The 20,788-nt window shown below is 56.3% G+C and carries 25 protein-coding genes and 2 tRNA genes; 5 read left to right on the forward strand and 22 right to left on the reverse strand.

Going from position 1 to position 20,788, the window contains the following annotated elements; translation table 11 throughout:
- Positions 1 to 11 precede the first annotated feature (11 nt).
- Both ACR0E6_RS08830 and ACR0E6_RS08835 read left to right on the forward strand, forming a co-directional pair.
- A complete protein-coding gene (locus ACR0E6_RS08830; protein ID WP_480582449.1) occupies positions 12 to 1,676 on the forward strand; it encodes a sulfatase-like hydrolase/transferase in 1,665 nt (554 codons plus the stop codon).
- A 69-nt stretch (positions 1,677 to 1,745) separates the two neighbouring features.
- Positions 1,746 to 2,564, forward strand: coding sequence for a hypothetical protein (locus ACR0E6_RS08835; protein WP_480582451.1), 819 nt, complete (start codon positions 1,746 to 1,748; stop codon positions 2,562 to 2,564).
- A gap of 61 nt (positions 2,565 to 2,625) precedes the next feature.
- Here ACR0E6_RS08835 and ACR0E6_RS08840 read toward each other — a convergent pair whose 3' ends face one another.
- The 6 genes from ACR0E6_RS08840 to ACR0E6_RS08865 form a co-directional block, all read right to left on the reverse strand.
- Positions 2,626 to 3,474 (reverse strand): hypothetical protein, encoded by an 849-nt coding sequence (locus tag ACR0E6_RS08840; RefSeq protein ID WP_480582453.1) that lies wholly within the window; start codon positions 3,472 to 3,474, stop codon positions 2,626 to 2,628.
- 142 nt (positions 3,475 to 3,616) lie between these two features.
- Complete coding sequence (locus tag ACR0E6_RS08845) at positions 3,617 to 4,381, reverse strand: hypothetical protein (RefSeq protein WP_480582455.1); 765 nt, start codon at positions 4,379 to 4,381, stop codon at positions 3,617 to 3,619.
- The gene (locus ACR0E6_RS08850; protein WP_480552450.1) at positions 4,381 to 5,202 is read right to left on the reverse strand and encodes a hypothetical protein; all 822 of its coding nucleotides are present in this window, start codon (positions 5,200 to 5,202) and stop codon (positions 4,381 to 4,383) included. The genes ACR0E6_RS08845 and ACR0E6_RS08850 overlap by 1 nt, the downstream gene beginning before the upstream one ends.
- 12 nt (positions 5,203 to 5,214) lie before the next feature.
- Positions 5,215 to 7,179, reverse strand: a complete 1,965-nt coding sequence (locus tag ACR0E6_RS08855; protein ID WP_480582457.1) for a hypothetical protein — start codon at positions 7,177 to 7,179, stop codon at positions 5,215 to 5,217.
- Positions 7,180 to 7,193: 14 nt separating this feature from the next.
- Positions 7,194 to 7,418 (reverse strand): hypothetical protein, encoded by a 225-nt coding sequence (locus ACR0E6_RS08860; RefSeq protein ID WP_480582459.1) that lies wholly within the window; start codon positions 7,416 to 7,418, stop codon positions 7,194 to 7,196.
- Between the two features lie 123 nt (positions 7,419 to 7,541).
- Positions 7,542 to 9,056, reverse strand: a complete 1,515-nt coding sequence (locus ACR0E6_RS08865) for a DNA cytosine methyltransferase (protein WP_480582461.1) — start codon at positions 9,054 to 9,056, stop codon at positions 7,542 to 7,544.
- A gap of 85 nt (positions 9,057 to 9,141) precedes the next feature.
- Between ACR0E6_RS08865 and ACR0E6_RS08870 the strand changes: the two genes are divergently transcribed.
- Positions 9,142 to 9,585, forward strand: coding sequence for a very short patch repair endonuclease (locus tag ACR0E6_RS08870; RefSeq protein WP_480552446.1), 444 nt, complete (start codon positions 9,142 to 9,144; stop codon positions 9,583 to 9,585).
- A 164-nt stretch (positions 9,586 to 9,749) separates the two neighbouring features.
- Here ACR0E6_RS08870 and ACR0E6_RS08875 read toward each other — a convergent pair.
- The 16 genes from ACR0E6_RS08875 to ACR0E6_RS08950 form a co-directional block, all read right to left on the reverse strand.
- Positions 9,750 to 9,824: transfer RNA gene (locus ACR0E6_RS08875), tRNA-Phe, on the reverse strand.
- 79 nt (positions 9,825 to 9,903) lie between these two features.
- Positions 9,904 to 10,086: a DNA gyrase inhibitor YacG gene (locus tag ACR0E6_RS08880; RefSeq protein ID WP_170622997.1), complete on the reverse strand. Its 183-nt coding sequence runs from the start codon at positions 10,084 to 10,086 to the stop codon at positions 9,904 to 9,906.
- Complete coding sequence (locus ACR0E6_RS08885; protein WP_480582463.1) at positions 10,083 to 11,105, reverse strand: ribonuclease E/G; 1,023 nt, start codon at positions 11,103 to 11,105, stop codon at positions 10,083 to 10,085. The genes ACR0E6_RS08880 and ACR0E6_RS08885 overlap by 4 nt, the downstream gene beginning before the upstream one ends.
- Positions 11,102 to 11,680 (reverse strand): Maf family protein, encoded by a 579-nt coding sequence (locus ACR0E6_RS08890; RefSeq protein WP_480582465.1) that lies wholly within the window; start codon positions 11,678 to 11,680, stop codon positions 11,102 to 11,104. The genes ACR0E6_RS08885 and ACR0E6_RS08890 overlap by 4 nt, the downstream gene beginning before the upstream one ends.
- An 11-nt stretch (positions 11,681 to 11,691) precedes the next feature.
- On the reverse strand, positions 11,692 to 11,910 hold the full coding sequence (gene infA, locus ACR0E6_RS08895) for a translation initiation factor IF-1 (RefSeq protein ID WP_005978431.1): 219 nt from the start codon (positions 11,908 to 11,910) through the stop codon (positions 11,692 to 11,694).
- 90 nt (positions 11,911 to 12,000) lie between these two features.
- Positions 12,001 to 12,876: a carbon-nitrogen hydrolase family protein gene (locus ACR0E6_RS08900; protein ID WP_480582467.1), complete on the reverse strand. Its 876-nt coding sequence runs from the start codon at positions 12,874 to 12,876 to the stop codon at positions 12,001 to 12,003.
- Between the two features lie 126 nt (positions 12,877 to 13,002).
- Entirely contained in the window at positions 13,003 to 13,266 is a 264-nt protein-coding gene (locus ACR0E6_RS08905; RefSeq protein ID WP_170521877.1) for a hypothetical protein, read from the reverse strand.
- Between the two features lie 167 nt (positions 13,267 to 13,433).
- Positions 13,434 to 14,027: a GNAT family N-acetyltransferase gene (locus ACR0E6_RS08910; RefSeq protein ID WP_480582469.1), complete on the reverse strand. Its 594-nt coding sequence runs from the start codon at positions 14,025 to 14,027 to the stop codon at positions 13,434 to 13,436.
- Positions 14,020 to 14,418 carry a ketosteroid isomerase-related protein gene (locus ACR0E6_RS08915; RefSeq protein ID WP_170452409.1) on the reverse strand — a complete coding sequence of 133 codons (399 nt, stop codon included), beginning with the start codon at positions 14,416 to 14,418 and terminating at the stop codon, positions 14,020 to 14,022. The genes ACR0E6_RS08910 and ACR0E6_RS08915 overlap by 8 nt, the downstream gene beginning before the upstream one ends.
- A gap of 3 nt (positions 14,419 to 14,421) precedes the next feature.
- Entirely contained in the window at positions 14,422 to 14,874 is a 453-nt protein-coding gene (locus tag ACR0E6_RS08920) for an arsenate-mycothiol transferase ArsC (RefSeq protein WP_170452411.1), read from the reverse strand.
- 3 nt (positions 14,875 to 14,877) lie between these two features.
- Positions 14,878 to 15,357 (reverse strand): UPF0262 family protein, encoded by a 480-nt coding sequence (locus tag ACR0E6_RS08925; protein ID WP_170452413.1) that lies wholly within the window; start codon positions 15,355 to 15,357, stop codon positions 14,878 to 14,880.
- Between the two features lie 99 nt (positions 15,358 to 15,456).
- Complete coding sequence (hisD, locus tag ACR0E6_RS08930) at positions 15,457 to 16,758, reverse strand: histidinol dehydrogenase (protein WP_480582471.1); 1,302 nt, start codon at positions 16,756 to 16,758, stop codon at positions 15,457 to 15,459.
- 53 nt (positions 16,759 to 16,811) lie between these two features.
- Positions 16,812 to 17,285: a GNAT family N-acetyltransferase gene (locus ACR0E6_RS08935; RefSeq protein WP_480582473.1), complete on the reverse strand. Its 474-nt coding sequence runs from the start codon at positions 17,283 to 17,285 to the stop codon at positions 16,812 to 16,814.
- A gap of 43 nt (positions 17,286 to 17,328) precedes the next feature.
- Positions 17,329 to 17,805 (reverse strand): DUF2948 family protein, encoded by a 477-nt coding sequence (locus tag ACR0E6_RS08940; RefSeq protein ID WP_170452417.1) that lies wholly within the window; start codon positions 17,803 to 17,805, stop codon positions 17,329 to 17,331.
- On the reverse strand, positions 17,802 to 19,070 hold the full coding sequence (gene murA / locus ACR0E6_RS08945) for a UDP-N-acetylglucosamine 1-carboxyvinyltransferase (protein WP_170452419.1): 1,269 nt from the start codon (positions 19,068 to 19,070) through the stop codon (positions 17,802 to 17,804). Before murA ends, ACR0E6_RS08940 begins: the two co-directional genes overlap by 4 nt.
- A gap of 6 nt (positions 19,071 to 19,076) precedes the next feature.
- Positions 19,077 to 19,232, reverse strand: a complete 156-nt coding sequence (locus ACR0E6_RS08950; RefSeq protein WP_170452420.1) for a hypothetical protein — start codon at positions 19,230 to 19,232, stop codon at positions 19,077 to 19,079.
- Between the two features lie 83 nt (positions 19,233 to 19,315).
- On the opposite strand from ACR0E6_RS08950, the gene ACR0E6_RS08955 reads away from it, so the two are divergent.
- Both ACR0E6_RS08955 and ACR0E6_RS08960 read left to right on the forward strand, forming a co-directional pair.
- A tRNA-Thr gene (locus tag ACR0E6_RS08955) sits at positions 19,316 to 19,390 on the forward strand.
- 265 nt (positions 19,391 to 19,655) lie between these two features.
- A complete protein-coding gene (locus ACR0E6_RS08960; RefSeq protein ID WP_480582475.1) occupies positions 19,656 to 20,663 on the forward strand; it encodes an endonuclease/exonuclease/phosphatase family protein in 1,008 nt (335 codons plus the stop codon).
- Positions 20,664 to 20,788 lie beyond the last annotated feature (125 nt).

Genomic DNA, 20,788 nt, shown 5'->3' on the forward strand with positions numbered 1-20,788 from the left:
GGAGCACCGAAATGAAAAAACGGATTGGCCTTTCGGCACTCATCTGTCTCGCTGCAAACGTCGCAACAGCGCAGAACGCACCCATTGTCCACGACGCCGAGTACTACATCCTCGAAGCGCAAAACGCGGAACAATGGGCGGCGGATAATGCCGAGGTCGATCAGCTGCTGGAGGACTTCCGGGCCACAAACGAAGGTAAGCCGCCGAACATCCTAAACATATTGATTGACGATATTGGTTTCGGCGATCTGGGCATTCCCGAACTCAACGCTGTGCGCGGGTATTCCACCCCGAACATCAACGATTTTTCGGATCAGGCGATGCGTATGGTGCGCATGTATACCGAGCCTTCGTGCACACCCACCCGGGTTGCGATGATGACCGGACGGCTGCCGGTGCGGATGGGAATGGGCGACACCACCGTCGACATCGCAGGGTTCGGCCTGCCCGCTGAAGAGGTGACACTGGCCGAGGTCCTGTCAGGTGCGGGGTATGCGACAGCGCATGTCGGCAAATGGCATATGGGCGATATCCCCGAAGCCTGGCCGCATAATCAGGGGTTCGACTGGGCCGGTTTCCCGGTGCACCAGCAGGGGCAGCTTACGATCTTCAATGATGACGCAATCCGGGAACAGGTCTCTGTCGGGATATCGGATTTCGATGATCGCTTTGTTCTGGACCACTTCTTTCGCCCCGACCCGGCAGCCATGGTGACCGGGCTAGAGGCCGAAAAAGGAGGAACCGCGCGCGAAGTTCATATGACCGCGGGCGAACGCTGGACAGCAGAAAAATACGACGACATGAACCAGCGCTATCAGGATCAGACCCTGGAACAGCTGCGCAAGCTTGCGGGCGGTGATCAGCCCTTTTTCCTGCAATACTGGCCTCTGATCCCGCTCGATAATACACGCGCAGGCCGCAGCGGGCCGCAATCGCCAAACGGCGGGCTTTATGTCGACAAGATGCAACTGCTTGATGAGTGGCTGGGCGACATCTTTGCCGAATTAGAGGCACTTGGCATCGCCCAAAACACCATCGTCGTCGTCATGGGCGACAACGGTCACTTCACCAAATACGCCCCTCAGTCCGGGTTCACGCCGATGGTTTTCTCGGGCGGCAAAGGCGATGTGTCCGAAGGCGGTATCCGGGTCGACAGCTTCATCCGCTGGCCCGGCATGATCGAGGCAGACGGGATTGTCGGGGATATCGTCCATGTCTCTGATCTGTACACAACACTGGCTCGGTTTGCGGGGGCGGATGCAGGTATCCCCAGGGACCGGTTGGTAGATGGCGTCGATCAATCTGCGCTGTTGCTTTTGGGGGAAACCAAAGGCCGGCGGGATCACCTGATCGTGTATTCGGTCAAAACGCCCAAGGCGATCATCAAGGATCAGCTCAAGCTGCGTATTCCAGGATCCGGTGAAAGCGCAATCCTTGCTGACTTCTTCGATGTTTACCGGGACACGCATGAAAAATACCCGGTCTCTACCGAGGTTGGCGCCTGGGGCGGGCAGGAATTTGTACGCATTCTCGGACGGCATCTGAAGCGCAAGGAAATGTACCCCGACACCGAACCCGCACGCGGCGTTCCTTATGAAGGCATCGACAACCTGCGTCCCGAAACCCAGGCCGCTGTTGAGGCCTTCCTGCTCAAACAATCCTCGGTCAGCAAGTGACCAGCGGCACTGCATTCGTGACGAACTGACTATCCGCCTGGCCGCGGAGTAGATTAAGGAGATTGAGACATGACCATCAGATCAGCCGCCTGCACCGCAAGCACAATTGCTCTGCCCTGTCTGCTTGCTTTTGGCGCATCTGCTCAATCTCTGCCCGCGCCCGGCCAGAATGACGAAGGGTGGCGACATACCCTGGGCTTCTATCTGTTTACGCCACTCAGGACCTCTGGAACGTCAACGGTTGCGGGTGTTTCCGCCGATATTGACCTTGATCTCGGCGATGTGCTGAGCGTTCTGGATTTCGCGGCCGCCGGGCGGTACGAGGCATGGAACGGCGATCTGGGGATTATAGTCGACGCCAATTATGTGGGCATCGAAGAGGATGCAACACTTCCCGGCCCACGCGCGACAGCCGTGAACGTGGATGTCCGGCAGAAGTGGTTCGCGATCCTCGGCGCATATCGCATAGCGGACGGAACCTATGGAGCGAACAACCAACGCTACACCGTCGATCTGCAAGGCGGCCTCCGCTATAACTCGATCCGGCAAGAGATCGATTTCACCACAACCGGGCCAGCAAACCCACCCACCCTTGGCGGAGACCAGGACTGGATCGAACCAGTCATAGGGGCCCGCGGCATGTGGCGCCTCAACGAGCGCTGGACGACCATCGCCTCACTGGATCTTGGCGGCTTCGGGGCCGGAGGCAACGACCTTCAGGTCGGGGCCAATATCGGATTTGACTATCAGCCTTGGGAGAATACGGCGATTACGTTTGGCTATCGTTTTTTCAGTGTCGATTACAGCGATACACTCGACACTGGCGACTTTGCCTATGACGTCACACAGCACGGGCCCTATTTCGGGGTTAAGATTTTTCTGAACTAGGCTCTGGACCCAGTGCTTTCAGAGTTTCGGCATTTTTCCCGGCCAAATGTCGAGTGAGGCATTACCCCGCTCTCATCATATTTCGACAGTGCCGATAGAACTGCATTAGCTCCCAATCCTGCACTGGTGCGCAGTATTCTTCTCGAGGTGTTTCCGCTGCTTTCGCCAGAAGAAAATCCTCATCGATTTTCAAGGTATCTCGGGCCCATTCGATGTCGTCTGATGCCGCTTCTCTGCATCTGTCTAGTGTCTTGCGTTGAAGGGAAAACTTTCTCCCTCCAAACTCACTACAGTAGCTTTGCACGAGCGGTCGATACTTGCTGTAATTGCGACTAGCCCTTTGCCGACAAAGCGGGATTACCTTAGACGCAACTTTAGCTTCAAACAGACTAATAGATGTGTTTCTATTAATTACAGGGATTTCGGCTCCAATAATATCACATTTGCTTAGAAAGTCAGCAACAATGCATCCGCTTTTCAACGCTGACTTGTCAAAAGCACTTATGTGAACGTTTTTTTCGCCAAATAGATCAATGAATTTTTCAAAATTCTCCCGGTACTTTGGGTAGATTTCGATTTCAGAAACCTCATCGATTGTCTGCACCCCTTGTTTAATAATTTGCTGGGAAAAACTATTTGCCCAACTTTCTACACTGCGAGCGTACCCGATCACGCGCACCCTTGATACTCCGAGTTCGCTAAAAAATAGTTTGGCGGCTGCCAACTCCTCATAAGAAAGAGCGCAAAAATCCTCAGCAGAAAGAATAAGCGGGACCATTTGGAAGCGAAAATCGAACACGCTCGACAGCGGCTCAGGGATCTTCAGGCGCAGGCGCAAAAACAGAAGCGCCGCAACGAGACGCGAAGGAAAATCATCTACGGCGCCGCTTTGCAAGAACACCTCGGGCAATTGGAAGCCTCGAAGAGGGAGGCCACCTTGGCATGGTTACACAAGAGAATTACTCGGCCCACCGACCGGCGTTTTTTGGGGCTGCCAGATGCCTTGAAAAACGGCGATCCTGAAAAGAAAGCTTGAACCCTATTTGCACCCGCTACTTTTTCCAGGCATCGAATTCGGCAGGTAGGAGACTGTAAACTTGTTCCTTGCTCATCGAATGCATGTCGAAATTCATTTGCAACTGTTTCGCCACCTTGGTCGCCAAGCGTCTGGCGCTGCCAGGGGTTTCTTTGCCAAGCGCCTTTTTCTTCATAGCTCCGCTGTCGGCATCCAAGTACATTTCGACCGACACCTCCAACAAAGCCGGTGTTGTCAGGAAATCCTTGTCGGAGGTATAGAGCTGCTCGATTGCATCGGAGTGCTCATACATGGGCCGAGACAAGAACAGGCGCGCAGCAGTCTCTCCCAGTTGCCTGTGAAGCCAGAACGAAATGAAAGCCAGATGCCTGTAGTAACGGAACTTGCTGTAGGCGAGAGGAATATACCGATAGGTACTCCATAGATCATGTGAGTTTCCCCGACTGGATCGCTTCAGCAATTGAGGGAGATAGACCGCCGATATCCAAGCCCATAGTCCCACATTCGAATACTGGACCTTGGACAATTCGGCAGGAAGTGTCTCGTGAAGATAGTGGCCGAATTCGTACCTTGAATCGAAGACCATGGAGTCATCGATTGGGTCAGCTCCAGGCACCTGTCGAACCAATTCTGAAGCCCCAGCGATTTTTTCAACCATGGAAAAGAAATCTTCGGAAACCTTCGCTGGCTGCGAAGATTTCACCTTTGCCCTCTCCGCATCCATCAGTTCCTGAAAGGCGGTTACACCATCCGAATTGAACTCGCAAAGCGTTCTCTCCATTACAAAATCTCCTCGATCAGGGTTTTGCCGTCCCGCCATTTCTGACTGGTGAACGCAGCAACGATCTGTTCGACGAGGTCGAGCCTATCAATGTTGTCTGCATCGTTGAGATGGGCAGCTTCTTCTCCCTCGAGGGGTATTGCGAGCCGTTGCTGAATAAAGCTCACCCACTTTGCCAATAGAGAATCCTCGTCAATGTCCTTGATGCTGTCAAATCTCAGAAGAATTCCTGTGGCGACACTTCTCACGATCTCGGGGAAGACATGTGCGGCGAACAGTGGATCGTCGACGAATTTGTGGAAATAGTCGGCGTGCACGAACACCTCGAAGTCTCCTTGCCCATCCCAGCCGACTTGCCAAATGCGATCCCCAATGCTTGTTGAGGGCTTGGGATGGAAGATACCCTGGTTCTGTTCTCCTGAGCCTTCGTCCCCGCTGCCGGTATGGAGCCTTACACGCCCACCTGTCGCGGCGAGGATCTTCCCTGAAGCATCTATAGAACGTGAAATCACCTTCAGGCGAAATTCCAAGTTTGCTCCATCCGGGATCTCATCCAACTCGATTTCATCCTCGGACCTGTATTCCGGAAGCACATGTCGACGAATGTCGCCAAGCGCGAAGACATCGAGAACAAACTCCTTGGGTTCTTCTTTGTCGAGCTTGCACTCTTTCTCGATCGCGGCCCTGTCGAATTTTGCATGTATTCGGACAGTTTCCCCTTGGCGGTCAAGGAGTTGTAAAGAGAAAAGCTCGCTTTTCTGTTTGATCCGAGCTCGACCAGTGAAATTGTGCGTGTCGTTGAATTCAAGCTGAATGGTCATCGGCTAACCTCATCACAATTTAATTCTCGGATGGATCAGCAAGTCCCGGTTTCCATCGAAACCTTTTGCTGAAATCCGAAACTCCGGCTGGAGCAACTCAACGGTGAAGGTATTCTCCGACGCCGAAACAATTTTTGCTGCCCCTTTTGGCGAAATCTCGATTGGAATGGTCTTTCCAAATTGGAAATCAATTTTGCTGTAGTCCCGCCATGATCTGCTTTTTCCGAGAGCCGATACATATGCCGCTTTCACGGAAACTTCGACCGGGAAGGCAACTTCCTCTTCTTCGAACAGTTCGGCAATGTTCCCCACCGGGACCAGGTCGAAACCCGGGTTCTCTGTATCCCTTTCGACCCGAATGGCAGGCGACCTCTTCACTGGGGGGATGTCATCCGGTTCCTCCGACTTTTTCCGCTTCTGTCCACGTTTCTTCTTGGAACCAATCCCCATCGGTTCCATTACAGAGAAGATATCATCTGCGAAATTCTCGTATGTGTTCGCATCCTCATCTTCCCGAGAAAGGATGCGATACATGTATGCTGGGAGATCCATCACAAACCGCAGCGCCCAATCGGATGTGAAGCTTTTTTGTTCATTGAACCGATTCAGGAACCACCTCGTATGCGCCGGCTCTTCGGCTTCCTTGAGGTAGTCCGACATATCTCGATCTTCAGCGATCAAGAAGCAGGTGACATTCTTTGCCGGGATGTTTGAGGGTTGCCTCGATATGATGATCTGGTTCCGGATGAATTGCGCATTATCGGTCAGCTTGTAGTCATCTTTTTTGAAATATACTTCGACCAAACCGACTTGCTGCTCTCCATCAACGGTCTCGAATTTCAGGCTGAAACTGAACCCAACCAATTGACCTTTCTCGAATGCAGAAAACATCCTTCCAAGGTTGTCTTCCGAAAAACAATCCTTGGTAACTGCCCCCCGAGTGTCTCCATGGGCTGTGTGTGTCATGATCGGCTCATTACCAGCAAACCAGTTTGGCTTCCCGCCGGTCTTGAGTTCAAGGATCTCCCGCACAATTCCGACGCGGTGTTCAGTGTCCGAAACAGCTTTCCTGAGCCGCTCCCCTTGATCTGCAATATGCGTGATCACTTCTGATAGGTTTTCCGCGCACACCGTCGTCGTCTCACCGGAAAGGCGATCGACGACTTCGACAACAAGATCACCCTTCAGGATGGGCCAGTAGTAATCGCGTACCGTCGCAAGGAGAAGCCCACCGCTGTCGACTGAACTGGGAATGCCCGGGATGAAGACCGACAAGCCGCTCTCGTCACGCTTCAAGGAGAACTCGGACAGGAACCTCTCAACGTCAGTAGTTTCCTCGATTGGCATGAACTTTTCATTGCCGCCTTCATGAACCGATTGGCCAAATCGGCCGTAGCCGAGATAACTGCTTCCGTTCACTCGATGGTAGGGCAAGTTCGCAAAGCCAAGAAGATACCTCTTCTGATCATCGCTGCGCTTTGTCACCGCCAAAAACAGCGACATCCCGGAAATACGAGTAAGAGTGGTTTTACCAACGCCGTGACTGCCGCTGGATCCTTTACCCTTGCCACTGATCCCATCGTTCCACCAGAAGCCGACGAAGTTGGATCCCGAATGAGCGTTGCTCTTGTCAGTTTCGCCGATAAGGCCCTTGGTGCCTTCATCTTCGATAATCAAACAGCGAAGCTCCCTTCCGGCAAAACTCTCCGCGAATTTTCCCAGATCGATGCTCGACAGGTGGTTGTCAACGGTCTCTCCTGCTTGACCAGTCCGGAGGAATGGCTCGAGGGTTTCCCATGGGAACGAGGCCAACGAAAGACGCACTCTGACCGGCTTCGTCGGATCAAGAGCTGCGTCCAATGAGTTCTGGACGGCTTCTCGAACCAGAGCCGTCGAAGCATCCTGATCGTTGAAGAACTCATTCAGTTTCGAACTTGAATTGCTGTGCTCTGGGCCGGCCTTTGGAAAACTCCACATCACATCTTCCTAATTTACAATTTGAAATCTTGGTCCGAGGCGCGGGTCTGTGCAAAACGCCCCTTCAATGCTCTCATTTCATCGTCGAGCGCCTTCATGATTTTCCGAACATCACCATCATCGAACGAGTAGTTGTTCCTGTTCGAGAGGTTTCCGATGAGGCGGAGATCCTTGATCGCCTTGTTCACGCGCTTCTCGGCGAGTTCCTCAAATTTCTGTCGCTTGTCTCGTTCAACCATCGGCCGTCACCTCCAATTCGCGTGGCGCCCGACTCATATAGTTATTCAATATTGAAAATGTCAACTACATATGAAAAATGTAGTTACCATTTTCGAACTGAAGACTATTTTCGACCTAAGTGACTACCCCTTCGTCGCTTGTTTCAACATGCTGGAAACCGCGCTTGCGATCTGAAATGCCAGATACGGAGGCACTGCATTGCCCACCTGATGGTACTGGGCCGTTCTGCCCCCATGGAAGAAATAGTTATCAGGGAACGTCTGCAACCTGGCTGCCTCTCGGACCGTCAAGGATCGACACTGTGTAGGGTCAGGATGAATGAAATAATGCCCATCCTTTGAAATATGACTCGTCACCGTGGTAGAAGGGCGGCTACCTACCTGAGTCCGGAATCGATCAGCAAAGTGCCCTGTTCCACGGTTCTTATGATCAGGTTGCAGAAAATCAGGGAACTCAGACAATTTCGGAGCCTTCTGATGCTCCTCTGCAAAGATGGAAGAGAACAGGTAACGCCCGAGATCGCCGGTGATGTGCCCTCTGGTTTCATGATGAAGGACGGCCTCCAGTTTTTCGTCCAATAGCCATTCTTCCAGATCCTTCGGAAGCTGATGACCATCAGAGTAGGCTCGCGCCTGTCGTGCCAATGGAAGCTCATTTGTCTTGGCAATTCGTCGGGCACGTTTCCTGACTTCTTCAGGCACATCCCTTGCCTCTGAGATCTCCTTTGCCTGGCCTCGAACTGCATCGATCCAAGCTTCCAGTTGATCACCTCGGCTCAGCCCGCTCCGAACACGTGGGATCCCGGAGAGCGCTCTTTCAACGGTCGTTTGCCGATCTCGGCGCACAAGGAGGGGTTCCTCCCCGAAGTCCAAATTTTCAGAGATATCTTTCCGCACGCCGACCACGATCACCCTGTGCCGGGCTTGCGGTACACCGTGATCTTCTGCGCGGAGAATGAAGTCTCGCGCCGGAGGGTGCCCCACCCCGAGATGTGGCGCAGCAGTCAGCGGAATCAGAGTGTAACCTCTTCCAGCCCCGGCAAGATCATCCAGCACTCGATGGAAGATTCCCCCGCCATCAACCTTGCTCGACAGCATTCCCTTGACGTTTTCCATCACGAAGGCTGCCGGTTCGAGACGCTCCAAGATGTTCACGTATTCTTTATAGAGATAATGCCGGTGATCGTTTTCGAGGACATAGTCCTCTTTGCCCTTGTTGCGCGATCTGCCAGCCAGTGAGTAGGCTTGGCAGGGCGGACCACCAATCAGGATAGTGTTTCCTTGGTAGTCTGCGCGAACCTTGTCGAGAACCCCTGCAATTTCGTCAAAAACACCGGCATCCCCCAGAACCAATTGCCGGACTTCCTGCTCTGCGTGTTTCCATTCTTCCGGATAGAGTTCCGACCAGTTGGGAAATTCCAGGCCCCCATTCAGTGCCGCATAGTACTCCTTTGGAAACTCTTCGCCAAAGCGGCGCAGAAAGGAGCGCAGACGCAATGTCTGCACGGCGTTGGTCTCCATTTCCACAGACAGATGGATTTTCATGCTGACGTCGCCATCACGGCCTGCCTGAGTAAACCCCTCGCCAAGCCCTCCCGGCCCCGCAAACAGGTCGATTATTGCGAATTCACTGCTCATCTACGTCCCTTCTTTGTATTATTCTTTTATCTTCAAGAGCATGATGTGCGCCAGGGCAAACCTGTCACGGCGAGAATGGGATCACATGGCAGACATAGTAACACCCGAAGTGCGCTCCAGGATGATGTCGCGCATTCGTGGTCGAAATACCAGGCCGGAGGTAGTTCTGCGAAAGGCCCTTCATCGCAGAGGATTTCGATTTCGACTGAATGCCAAAAAGTTGCCTGGTTCACCGGACATCGTGCTGCCGAGGTGGAAAACCGTTCTGTTTGTTCATGGTTGCTACTGGCACCGCCACCCAGGGTGCCGGAAAGCCACAACTCCTTCCAGCAACGTCGAATTCTGGGCAAAAAAATTTCGCCAGAATGTGGAAAGAGATGCGCGCAACATCCGCGACCTTCAGGAGGCCGGATGGCGTGTGGGTGTAGTCTGGGAGTGTGCCATAGGCAGCGAGCCACCGCCCGGTTTGATTATTAAGGTGGAAGAGTTCATTGAGGGTGGGCAGCCTGCCCGGATGGATTTCGAGTGACGTGCGACGTCCTTGGCGTTGGCCTCAAAAAAATCAGAGTGTGTGGAGCAGAATGTGGAGCAAATTGTGTAGCAAGCCAGGGCAATCCACGCCTTCCCAACAGTAGATCATCACGCTTTATTGTTATAAAGCAATGACATATATTATTTTTCCTGCGGGAAAAGTGGTGCCCGGGGGCGGAATCGAACCACCGACACGAGGATTTTCAATCCACTGCTCTACCCCTGAGCTACCCGGGCACGGGAACGGTGTTTGCCGTTGGGTGGAGGCGTTCTATGACTTGCGTTCAGCAGTGTCCAGAGGCTTTTTTACATTTTTTCAATGTGGCCGCTGATGGGCTTCGGGCGCGTCAGAAATGTCGGCCTCGATGTCCTCTTCGCGTTGCGATGGAACCGCGTATGAGCCGTTGAGCCATTTGGCCAGATCAATATCCGCGCAACGCTTGGAGCAGAAAGGGCGGAAGCGGTTCACTGTCTCTTCACCACAGATCGGGCAGCTCATTTCCACACCTCTTTCAAAGGGATACGACCCCTTTTGCGCTGCAGCTCGAAGTGGCCCAGAGGGGTCCAGCCTGCCAGCGTTGTTTCGACGGGGTCGTGCCGGAAGGCGGTGCGCAAGGCTTGTTCGAAGCCGCGGCGGTCCTTCTTGGGCATCGGGGCCAGATCCAGCGTGATTTGCCCGCCAAGACCACGCACACGCAAGGCGCGGGCCAATTGTTTCGCACAGGCGAAGTTGGCCTTGGTTCCGGCCGCCAAGGACGTGTCCGAGCCGGTGTTTACGTCCACTGCCACCAGTGCCCGCGTGGGTTCGATGTACAGGAACCCTCCTCCGGTCAAAGGCTCTTTGATACTGCGCGCGGTTTCGAGCGCGTCCAGCACGCCGTGGGTTTCAAACCCGCCGGTCTGGGTGACAACTTCTGCCGGATCGGTCCAGTCGCGCCATGCAAGCAGATGTGGACCATCCCCTTCGCACAGGGTTTCCGGCTCTGTTCCGGGATCGTTCACCACCTGTTCGGACTGTGCGAGCATGGCGCTGATGTCTTCGGCAACCTCATCGGCATCGGCCCCGACACAGCAGGAGCGCAGGATCAGCCCGTAGGGACTGTCGCCCATCATCTCATGCGCAATTTCAAGCAGCCGGTCCCGCTCATCCTCGTCCCTGATACTGCGCGAGATGTTCAGGCCGGGCGCATCAGGTGTGACAATGGCGTAGCGGCTTTTGAACAGAACGCGATCCGTGACCGGCAGTGCCTTGCCGTCTTCTGCGTAGCCCGTGACCTGAACCAGCACCAAGGCACCCGGGGCTAGACCCTTCACCTGCCGCAGAAACGCAGGGCCGTCTGGGGTTGTCAGGAACATGCCCCCCTGCCCCTTGACCGGGCGATCCGCGCGGGCGCGGTAGATCGTACCGGGGGTTGGCGCGTCGCCAGCGATCAGAAAGTCGTCCAGTTTGCCGTCCACCATCAAGGCCGCAGCTTCGCGGCCTTCTATGTGATCCAGAACAATGGTGCGGCCCTTCATGGCGTTCCTCGATGTAATGGGTAACCGATCGCTTGCAGCAGCCCCGATGTTTCGGCCAAAGGCAGACCAACGATGCCGGTGAATGAACCGGAAATCCAGGGGATGAAAGCGCCCGCCGGACCTTGGATGGCATAGGCTCCGGCCTTGCCTTGCCAGTCCCCTGTTTCAAGGTAGGCGTTGACCTCAGTATCGGACAGACGCTTTACCCGAACTTGCGAAACCACGTCCTTTTGCAGAACACGGTCACCACGGCGTACGGCAACCGAGGTGATGACGCGGTGACGCCGACCGGACAGGGCAAAAAGAAATGCCGCCGCCTCACCTGCATCTTCAGGCTTTCCCAGAATGCGGCGGCCCAAAGCAACCGTGGTATCCGCGCACAGAACGATATCCTCGGCATCGGCCTGCACGGCCTGCACTTTTTCGCGTGCGATGCGGCTGCAATAGGGAACCGGCAGTTCCCCTTTCAGCGGCGTTTCGTCGATATTCGGGGGTCTGACAGCATCGGGCTGCACGCCAAGCTGGGCCAGCAGGTCCAGCCGCCTTGGGCTGCCCGATCCTAAGATAAACGCCATTGCGGCAGGCGTTACTTGAAGCGGTAGTTGATCCGACCCTTGGTCAGATCATAGGGGGTCATCTCGACCTGAACCTTGTCGCCGGCCAGAACACGGATGCGGTTCTTGCGCATCTTGCCTGCCGTATGTGCGATGATCTCATGGCCGTTTTCCAGCTCGACCCGAAACGTCGCATTAGGCAGGAGTTCCTTCACGACACCGGGAAATTCGAGCGTATCTTCCTTGGCCATGTTGTCTCCATCGTTACGTTGCACCCGCAGAATCTGCGGGGATGTGCGCTTAAATGAGCCTATTTCGGCCTTATTTCAAGGCCAGAATCATCAAAGCTGAGAGATTGTGGCCGATTCGACTCGGGGGATTTGTTCGTCCCAATGGGTTCGGTTCAGAACATGGCCGTCTGCGCGGACGTTGGCGATGGCAGTCAGATCGACGTCGGCATAAGTCCAGCCGGGCTGGTTCAAGGCACCTTCGGCCAGCACGCCGGTTTGCGGAAATCCCTTGTCGGGCGGGCCAAAGATGCCCCCGGTGCCGGTGTTCATATCAACCGCCTCGGACCAGTCATTGCTGCCGACCAGCGAGGACATCACCGTCACACACTGGCTTTCCAACGCCCGCGACATTGCACCAATCCGAACCCGCCAATAGCCCGAAAGCGCCTCGGTACAGGACGGAACGAGGATGATATCCGCATCGCTCAGCGCCCGGCCCAGCAGGGGAAATTCACTGTCATAGCAGATCAGAATACCGATCTTGCCCAGTGCCGTATCGAACAGTTTGAGCGGACCGCCAGGGGCGATGTCCCAATCTTCACGCTCGAACCGGGTCATGATTTGCTTGTCCTGATGATCCTGCCGACCGTCCGGCGCATATAGCTCGGCGCGATTCACAGGACGGCCAGGCCCGGTAATCACCGGTGCCGAGGCACCCAGAATGTACACTTTGTGCTCAGCCGCAAGGCGCTGATGCAGGGCCTGCGCATCCTCCATCCGGTCGGACACCGCCCGGATCGAGCGTTCCAGATCGCCTGCCACCTCGGGCCCGTCCAGTGTCGACAACTCCATCGCACCATATTCAGGGAAAACCAGAAGCTCGGCCCCCTGCCCTACGGCGTCCGAGACCCAGCGGTCCAGCTTGTCCTCATACTGCGCCCAACTGTCGAGCCAGTCGAGGTTGTAGGCGGCGGTGGCGACTTTCATGTCAGCGATCCCAGCTTATCGGTCCGCGGGCGAGACTAATCGTCTATGTCCGAGTTTGTATAGTGAGCATGGGCGCGGAAACGCGAAAACCGTCGATTTGCCAAACAACTTTTGGCCGGTGTCAGGTCAATCGGTCCGTTGGCTGCCCGAAGCTAGACCCCAACTCTCTTCGTACTGCCCCAAAAGCCGCGACATATTCAGCAGGGAATCAAACAATCTGGCGTATACGTCCCGTGACATCATCGGCTTACTGTCATCCAGCACATTCACAAGGTCCACGATGGTTGAGGCGAAACGTTCATAGACCACAGCATCTGCCGCTGTTGGGTCCAATGTCCAAATATCGTGCTCGTCATAATAGCGGGCTGGCTTGGGTTCGTTCTCAATCATTCTGTGACCTCGTTAATCCAAGGCCAACTTGAGGGGAAAACCCTCGCCGACAAGTCTGCTGGCAAGAAGTCACAAGATGTTGGCAGGAAAAAAGGTCCAAGCAACAGCCACTTGGACGATCTGGTCGGCTCCGGCTGTCTTAAGGTGTTCCGCCTATCAAGAAATGCCTAAAGATTTCTGATCCAGAACTGCAACGGCTTCAGCGTCTCACCGCCTTCCCCGATATCCTTCCACGAAAACTGCGCAATCACACCCTGCAGGGGCTCATAGCCACGGGCGCGCCAGAATACGTCCAGCGGGCGATAGTTCTCGGGTCTCAATGGGTGATTCGACGGGCGCTGCACGCCGCAAAAGGCGCATTTGGTGAAGCCCAAGGCGCGCGCATGAGCTTCGCGCAAGTCAAAGAACTTATGCCCGACGCCCTGCCCGCGATAGTCAGGCAACAGGACGGATTCCGCACAATAGAAGATCTGCGACAGGTCCAGTCCCGTTCCATCGAACGCCGCCGCGAAATCGTCAGCGTGATCCATCAACGGTGCGCCTGTTGACGCACCAACCAGACGATTCCCATCAAACGCGCCAACAACAATGGCCTTGTCACTGTCGCGGTAGGATTGCAGATACGTCCGCTCGTACTCCAGATCGCCGTCGTACAAATACGGCCAGGCCCGAAACACCTCGATCCGCAGGCGCGCCACGTCGTCCAGAGCAGCCTCAAGCGCCGCTCCGGTCAGGGCGCGAACCGCAGTGACCTCAGCCATTCGAGACCTGCTTGGTCCAATCCGCAAGGTTGTAGAAAGTGGTGACGCGAGTGATTTTGCCGTCTTTCAGATCGAAGAACGACCCGGCAGGCAAGCGATAGGTCTGACCATGGGCATCCGGCAACCCTTCGTCGGTTTCCAGATAGGTGCCGTTGACGATGAACTCGGCTGCCGCACGGGTGCCGCCTTCGGCCTCGAACACTACGATGTCGGTCAGGTTCTCGCTATAGCAGCGGTTCATATGGGCGCAGAAAGCCGCGAATTTCTCTTTGCCGACGCGAATCTGGCCTTCGTTCACGTGATGGGCCACGTCATCGGACAAACAGGCCAGCATGCCGTCTAGATCCCCGGCGTTGAAGGCATCGAAATAGGTTTGAACGGTCTGTTTCATGTGTCACTCCGTTGGTTCGCCCCAGCGGTCTTTCAGATGCTTGATGATCTGATCGCGGGTCTGTCGGTAGTGGTGTAGCTTTGTTTCGCGCGTTTCACCCATCCCGGTAGGGTCCATTATTGGCCAATAATCGACATCCAGATGAAAAATCCGGGTCAGTTCCAGCGCTTTGCGCTGACTGGCGGGGGACAGGGCGACGATCAGGTCGAAGGAACTGAGGTCATCGCCCCATTCCTCCATCTCGTCGAATGAGCGTGAACGATGGCGGGACAGCTCAACATCGATCTCGTGGCAGACCGAGATGCAGAACCCGTCAATCTCAAGATCATTATGCACGCCGGCAGACTGCACATAGGTGCCGGTGCCGTAGAACTTTTTCATGATGCCCTCGGCCATCGGAGACCGAACCGAGTTGTGGTCGCAACAGAACAGGATCGACTGCGGCAGAGGCGTCACCCGTTAGCCTCCGAAATGCAGCACGCAGATCAGCGTGAACAGGCGTCGGGCGGTGTCGGTATCCACATCGGCCTTGCCCTCAAGCCGTTCCTGCAACACCCGGCTGCCTTCGTTGTGGATGCCGCGCCGGGCCATGTCGATGGTCTCGATCTGGCTGGGCGGCAGGGTTTTGACCGCGTTGAAATAGCTTTCGCAAATCTGGAAATAGTCTTTGACCACCTGACGGAACGGGCCAAGCGACAGATGGAACTCAGCCGCTTTTTCCGCAGCTTCGGTGGCAATGTCGAAAACCAGCCGCTTGTCGCGGATCGACAGTTGCAGATGATACGGGCCGTCCGGCACCTGACGCCCGTCCCGCGCTGGCAGGGCAAAGCTGTTGTCTTCCAACAGATCATAGATGGCGACCTTACGCTCCTGCTCGATCTCCGGGGTCGGCGGGGGCAGGTTACGGTCGTCCAGTTCGATATGCGAAATGCGGGTCATCTTAACGGTCACAATCCTTCACGTCTGCTCAGACCTATAACAACGCATTTCATTGGGCAACGCACAGAAGCGCCATATTCCACAGGTCTTTGCGTCACATCAGCCGTTCAGCCGTTTCAGACGCGCCGTCACCGACAATCCATGCGCCTCAAGGCTTTCGGATTGCGCCAGTTGTTCGGCTGCCGGGCCGATGGCACGCAACGCTTCGGGGGTCATCTGGCTCAGCGTCGTGCGTTTGAGGAAATCCATAACGCTCAGGCCGGACGAAAACCGCGCAGACCGTGCCGTGGGCAGCACGTGGTTGGGGCCGCCCACATAATCGCCAATGGCTTCAGGCGTGTATTGACCCAGGAAGATCGCGCCCGCGTGGATGGTCTTTTCACTCAGCACCACCGGGTCTGCGACACACAGCTCAAGATGTTCAGGGGCAATACGGTTGGACAGCGCAGCGGCTTCCTCAAGATCACACACGGTGATGATCGCGCCAAAATCGCGCCAGCTTGCCCCGGCAATCTCGCGCCGCTGCAGGGTTTCCAGCCGCTTTTCAACGGCCCGCGCCACGGCCTGTCCGAATGCGGCATCATCCGTGATCAGGATCGACTGCGCGCTTTCGTCATGTTCGGCCTGGCTGAGCAGGTCCAGCGCGATCCAGTCCGGGTCATTGTCCTTGTCGGCAATGACCAGAATCTCGGACGGGCCCGCGATCATGTCGATGCCCACTTTGCCGAAAACCCGCCGCTTGGCAGCCGCGACAAAGGCATTGCCCGGACCTGTGATCTTGTCGACCGGCGCAATGGTCTGCGTGCCATGGGCCAGCGCGGCAACAGCCTGCGCGCCGCCGATGCGATAGATCTCGTCCACGCCTGCCAGTTGCGCCGCCAGCAGAACCAATGGATTTACCTGACCGCCCGGCGTCGGCACCACGATGGCCAGCCGTTCCACGCCCGCCACCTTTGCCGGTATGGCGTTCATCAGCACGGATGAGGGGTAAGAGGCCAACCCGCCCGGCACATAAAGCCCCGCCGCCGAAACCGCCGACCAGCGCCAGCCCAGCGTAGCCCCAGCAGCATCCGTCCATTGCTGATCCTGAGGCATCTGTTTTTCGTGATAGTCACGGATACGCGCAGCCGCCAGTTCCAATGCCGCACGGTCGGCCTCTGATACCTGTGCAACCGCTTCCGTCACCTCTTCGGCCGAAAACGCCAGCGTGTCAGGCGTCAGTTCCAGCCGGTCGAATTTGGCGGTCAGCTCGATCACTGCTGCATCGCCGCGTGCCCGGACATCCTCGATGATCCCGGCTACAACTGCATCAACATCCGGGCTGTCCTCGCGCTTGGCGGACAGCAGGGTTTGAAAAGCGGCTTCAAACTCGGGCGATGTGGTATCAAGGAATACGGGCATGATCGGGCACTCCGGAGCGTTTCACGGGGACATATCGCCGGGACCCGCAGGTCTCAACCCTTCTTGGCGGGGTGCAGCGATTTGCGCATGGGAAACTGGGTCATCCCGCGCCAGTCTTCCGGCTCGCCCGCCTGCACCCACCCGTATCTCAGGTAGAAGGCGCGCGCGGTATGCGTGGCATCCAAGGACGCTTGTTCACATTCCTGATCTGCAAGTTCTTGCTCCAGCCGCGCCAAAAGCGCCCGACCGATCCCACGACGGACATAAGACGGATCGACGTATAGCAGAGAAATCTTGGACCCCAGCCGCACGCCGCCGACGGCTGCAATCTGCCCGGCCAGTTCTGCGACCCAGACTTCGGACCCGGATTGAATCCATCCCCGAATGGTCTGCGGATCCTTGTTGGCCGTCCACAGGGACAGAAGATGCGGGTCTTTCCCATGATCCGCAGCACAAAGATGGGTGATCGACCGGATCAACACCTGGCTCATCTGGAACACGTCGAACACGGTGGCGCGGCGCAGCACCACCCCCTCGACAGGGTTGGTGAACGCCTGCGATATGCCGCGTTTATTCCGGATGGTTCGGTGCCTGACCGGACGGGGCCTGATAGGGCCGCGTCACGTCTTTGAGCGTTGCTTCAATGGCCTCAACCGTCAGTCGGATCGCTCCATCTCCGGCGAGCGTCAGCATGATCTGGCCCGCGCCATCTTCACCGGGCTCAAAATCGACCGACAGAAGCGACATGACCATATCCGTGTCGCTGCGATCGACACCCTGACTGGCCACCGACAGCACGGAATCAAAAACCAACACCGATTGCACCCGCTCGAACGGGCGGTCACGGCGCGTGGCTGCGTCCTTGTCCTCCCAGCGGAACCGGTTGAGCAGCAGGCCAAACCGGCGCTGCGAGGGATGCCATGTCATCTCTGTCACCGGAAACACGGCGTCCTGCGCGAGGGTTGAGATTACCTGCAGGTCATCCGCATCCTCGGCCCCCAGATTCAGCGGGGCCTCGCGCCCGTCTTCAAAGCTTGCGTCTGTCATTGGCCCTTGATCCGTTCGATTTTGGCACCCACACCTTCCAGCTTGCGCACCACATGTTCATATCCCCGATCCAGATGATAGACCCGGCTGACCGTAGTCTCACCTTCCGCCGCCAGCCCCGCAAGGATCAGCGAGACCGAGGCGCGCAGGTCGGTCGCCATTACCGGCGCACCTTTCAGACGTTCGACACCCGTCACCGTGGCGGTGCCGCCATGTACCTCGATATTCGCACCCATGCGCACGAGTTCGGGCGCATGCATAAAGCGGTTCTCGAAGATACGCTCTTCCAGTACCGAAGTCCCCTCGGCCGTGCACATCAGCGCCATCATCTGCGCCTGCAGATCGGTCGGGAAACCGGGGAAGGGCTCGGTCACCACGTCCACAGCGCGCACCGGTCCGTTTTTGCGGGTCACTTTCAGGCCTTTCTCGGTCTCTGTCACGCTGACGCCCGCTGCATCCAGCTTGGCCGCAAACGACTCGACGAGAGACAAACGCCCTCCAAGCAACTCCACCTCACCGCCGCAAATCGCCGGGGCCAGCATATAGGTGCCCAGCTCGATCCGGTCGGTCACAACCTGATGCGTTGCACCGTGCAGCCGCTCGACCCCCTGAATTTCGATGGTCGAAGTGCCCTCGCCGGAAATCTGCGCCCCCATCTTGCGCAAGCAGTCGACCAGATCGACAATCTCGGGCTCGCGCGCAGCGTTTTTCAGAACCGTAGTGCCCTTGGCCAGCGTCGCGGCCATGACGATGTTCTCGGTCGCACCCACCGAGGCAAAGCGCATCTCGTGCATCGCACCTTTCAATCCGCCCGGTGCCTTGGCGTGCAAATAGCCGTCTTTCAGCTCAATCTCGGCGCCCAGCGCCTCAAGCCCTTCGACATGCAGGTCCATCGGCCGCGCGCCAATCGCACACCCGCCCGGCAGCGACACAACCGCCTGTCCGAACCGCGCCAGCAACGGTCCCAGCACCAGATTCGAGGCGCGCATCTTGCGCACGATGTCATAATCAGCTGTCTGGCTGGTCAGGCTGTGGCTGGACATCGCGATCACCTGTCCATCCTGCAATGACGACACCTCGGCCCCCAACGACTGCAACAAGGCTGTCATGGTCTTGATGTCACTCAGCCGCGGCGCATTGGTCAGCGTCAGCGGTTCTTCGCTCAACAGCGTTGCAGGCATCAGCGTCAGACACGCGTTCTTGGCCCCCGCAATCGGTATCTGACCGTTTAGCGGCCCGTTGCCCGTCACCAGAATCGAATCCATCTGCTCTTATCCCTCGTCCTTACCGGCCTTGTTGTCGGATGCCGCCCGCGCCCTGGCCTGCGCCTTGCGCCGCGCCATGTTCGCCTTAAGCGCAGCCTTCAAACGCTCTTCCCGCGCATCCCCGGATTTGCCGTGTTTTTTAGGTGTATCTTTGTCTGCCATGGTCTTTCTCTACAGGAGGCGAAAAAAACCGTCCAGACACCCTTGCGCCCCGTTTCGTTTGAGTCTAATCACCCGCCCACAGCGCTGCTGTAGCTCAGAGGTAGAGCACTCCCTTGGTAAGGGAGAGGTCGAGAGTTCAATTCTCTCCAGCAGCACCATCCCGCTTTTAGTGTTGTGCAATCCTAGCGAAGCCATGATTTCGCTGGCGGCAATGGTCGCCTCGGGCAATCCTTAGGCAAACCCACAGAGTATGACCCTTGAACCGGGCGGTAAACTTGTCCTCAGGGTCCAGTTTTTGCACGAATGGCAATCATGAGGCTGTATCAGAAGATCCGCCATCTGTTCAGCCGTTTGTCTCAAAACGGTATCATTTCTACCCCAATATGTTAGCGTTTTTGTATTCATTTCATTGAGGATCACCCCATGCGTTTTGCGACTTTCAACATTGAGAACCTCGACGACGGCACATCAGAAAACAGCACCGCCGCCTTTAACGATCGCGTCAAAATCCTGCAGCCGATGCTGGAAAGACTGCGGGCAGATGTCATCTGTTTTCAGGAAGTTCACGGGCAGGATATGGACAGCGGCCCGCGAAAGCTTCGGGCGCTTGGCACGTTGCTGACGGGCACCAGGTACGAGCAATTTACACTCTCTTCTACCACGCTGAAAAACAAACCCGATGTCGAAAGATACCGCAATCTGGTTGTTGCGTCCTCGCCCGACATGGCCGTTGAAGAGGTTCGGGAGGTTCAGAACACGCTGGTAAATCCACCATCCTATTCACGGGTCACCGCAACCGGCAATCCGGACCCCTTGGACGTCAAATGGGAACGCCCATCCCTGTATGTACGGTTGAGGAAAGGTCAGGAGGATCCGATCCACATTCTGAACGTCCACTTCAAGTCGAAGATCCCCACTCCGATTCCGGGACAGGGGCCAACAAATTACAAATGGGCCAGCGCGGCGGGCTGGGCCGAAGGGTACTTCATTTCATCCATGAAACGGGTCGGCGCAGCGCTGGAGGCGCGTTTGTTTGTCGACGGTATCTTCGAGAACGAGCCGAACGCCAAAATCCTGATCTGCGGCGATTTCAACGCCGAACCCAACGACGTGCCGATCATGGCCATTCGCGGTACGACCGAAGACACTGGAAACCCCGCGTTGAATGACCGGGTCATGCACCCTGTCGCGCTATCCGTCGCGCAAAGCCGTCGCTTTACCCTGTATCACCACGGAAAGCCCAACCTGCTGGACCATATGCTTGTGTCGCGCCGAATGATGGCAAGTTTTGTGAATGCCGAGATTCATAACGAACTTATCCACGACGAAAGCATCGCCTTCGCAACCGACAGCAAATTCCCAGAATCCGACCACGCACCCATGGTCGCCGAGTTTGACGAAAGCTCTTTCGGGATGTGGGCGGGCGGTTGATAAAGGGCCGTTTTTGGGGAGGTTAGCCGCGATCATCAGCGCCCGATTTCGCGTTTCATACCCAGCATCTGACCTCGTCAAAGTTCAAATGTTAATCATTGTGGCAGAAACTAACGCACAAGTGA

The sequence above is a fragment of the Ruegeria sp. AP12 genome (genome assembly GCF_056540025.1).

What these genes read in the sequence shown, in the direction of transcription:
- infA (WP_005978431.1), bottom strand. Translation starts at nt 11,910, where the DNA reads ATGGCCAAGGAAGATACGCTCGAATTTCCCGGTGTCGTGAAGGAACTC.
- ACR0E6_RS08940 (WP_170452417.1), bottom strand. Translation starts at nt 17,805, where the DNA reads ATGACAGACGCAAGCTTTGAAGACGGGCGCGAGGCCCCGCTGAATCTG.
- ACR0E6_RS08915 (WP_170452409.1), bottom strand. Translation starts at nt 14,418, where the DNA reads ATGAAACAGACCGTTCAAACCTATTTCGATGCCTTCAACGCCGGGGAT.
- ACR0E6_RS08855 (WP_480582457.1), bottom strand. Translation starts at nt 7,179, where the DNA reads ATGTGGAGTTTTCCAAAGGCCGGCCCAGAGCACAGCAATTCAAGTTCG.
- ACR0E6_RS08925 (WP_170452413.1), bottom strand. Translation starts at nt 15,357, where the DNA reads ATGACCCGCATTTCGCATATCGAACTGGACGACCGTAACCTGCCCCCG.
- ACR0E6_RS08880 (WP_170622997.1), bottom strand. Translation starts at nt 10,086, where the DNA reads ATGAGCTGCCCGATCTGTGGTGAAGAGACAGTGAACCGCTTCCGCCCT.
- ACR0E6_RS08845 (WP_480582455.1), bottom strand. Translation starts at nt 4,381, where the DNA reads ATGGAGAGAACGCTTTGCGAGTTCAATTCGGATGGTGTAACCGCCTTT.
- ACR0E6_RS08885 (WP_480582463.1), bottom strand. Translation starts at nt 11,105, where the DNA reads ATGAAGGGCCGCACCATTGTTCTGGATCACATAGAAGGCCGCGAAGCT.
- ACR0E6_RS08835 (WP_480582451.1), top strand. Translation starts at nt 1,746, where the DNA reads ATGACCATCAGATCAGCCGCCTGCACCGCAAGCACAATTGCTCTGCCC.
- ACR0E6_RS08905 (WP_170521877.1), bottom strand. Translation starts at nt 13,266, where the DNA reads ATGATTGAGAACGAACCCAAGCCAGCCCGCTATTATGACGAGCACGAT.
- ACR0E6_RS08860 (WP_480582459.1), bottom strand. Translation starts at nt 7,418, where the DNA reads ATGGTTGAACGAGACAAGCGACAGAAATTTGAGGAACTCGCCGAGAAG.
- ACR0E6_RS08900 (WP_480582467.1), bottom strand. Translation starts at nt 12,876, where the DNA reads ATGAAAGTCGCCACCGCCGCCTACAACCTCGACTGGCTCGACAGTTGG.
- ACR0E6_RS08865 (WP_480582461.1), bottom strand. Translation starts at nt 9,056, where the DNA reads ATGAGCAGTGAATTCGCAATAATCGACCTGTTTGCGGGGCCGGGAGGG.
- ACR0E6_RS08850 (WP_480552450.1), bottom strand. Translation starts at nt 5,202, where the DNA reads ATGACCATTCAGCTTGAATTCAACGACACGCACAATTTCACTGGTCGA.
- hisD (WP_480582471.1), bottom strand. Translation starts at nt 16,758, where the DNA reads ATGCCCGTATTCCTTGATACCACATCGCCCGAGTTTGAAGCCGCTTTT.
- ACR0E6_RS08890 (WP_480582465.1), bottom strand. Translation starts at nt 11,680, where the DNA reads ATGGCGTTTATCTTAGGATCGGGCAGCCCAAGGCGGCTGGACCTGCTG.
- ACR0E6_RS08960 (WP_480582475.1), top strand. Translation starts at nt 19,656, where the DNA reads ATGCGTTTTGCGACTTTCAACATTGAGAACCTCGACGACGGCACATCA.
- ACR0E6_RS08870 (WP_480552446.1), top strand. Translation starts at nt 9,142, where the DNA reads ATGGCAGACATAGTAACACCCGAAGTGCGCTCCAGGATGATGTCGCGC.
- ACR0E6_RS08950 (WP_170452420.1), bottom strand. Translation starts at nt 19,232, where the DNA reads ATGGCAGACAAAGATACACCTAAAAAACACGGCAAATCCGGGGATGCG.
- ACR0E6_RS08830 (WP_480582449.1), top strand. Translation starts at nt 12, where the DNA reads ATGAAAAAACGGATTGGCCTTTCGGCACTCATCTGTCTCGCTGCAAAC.
- ACR0E6_RS08910 (WP_480582469.1), bottom strand. Translation starts at nt 14,027, where the DNA reads ATGGCTGAGGTCACTGCGGTTCGCGCCCTGACCGGAGCGGCGCTTGAG.
- murA (WP_170452419.1), bottom strand. Translation starts at nt 19,070, where the DNA reads ATGGATTCGATTCTGGTGACGGGCAACGGGCCGCTAAACGGTCAGATA.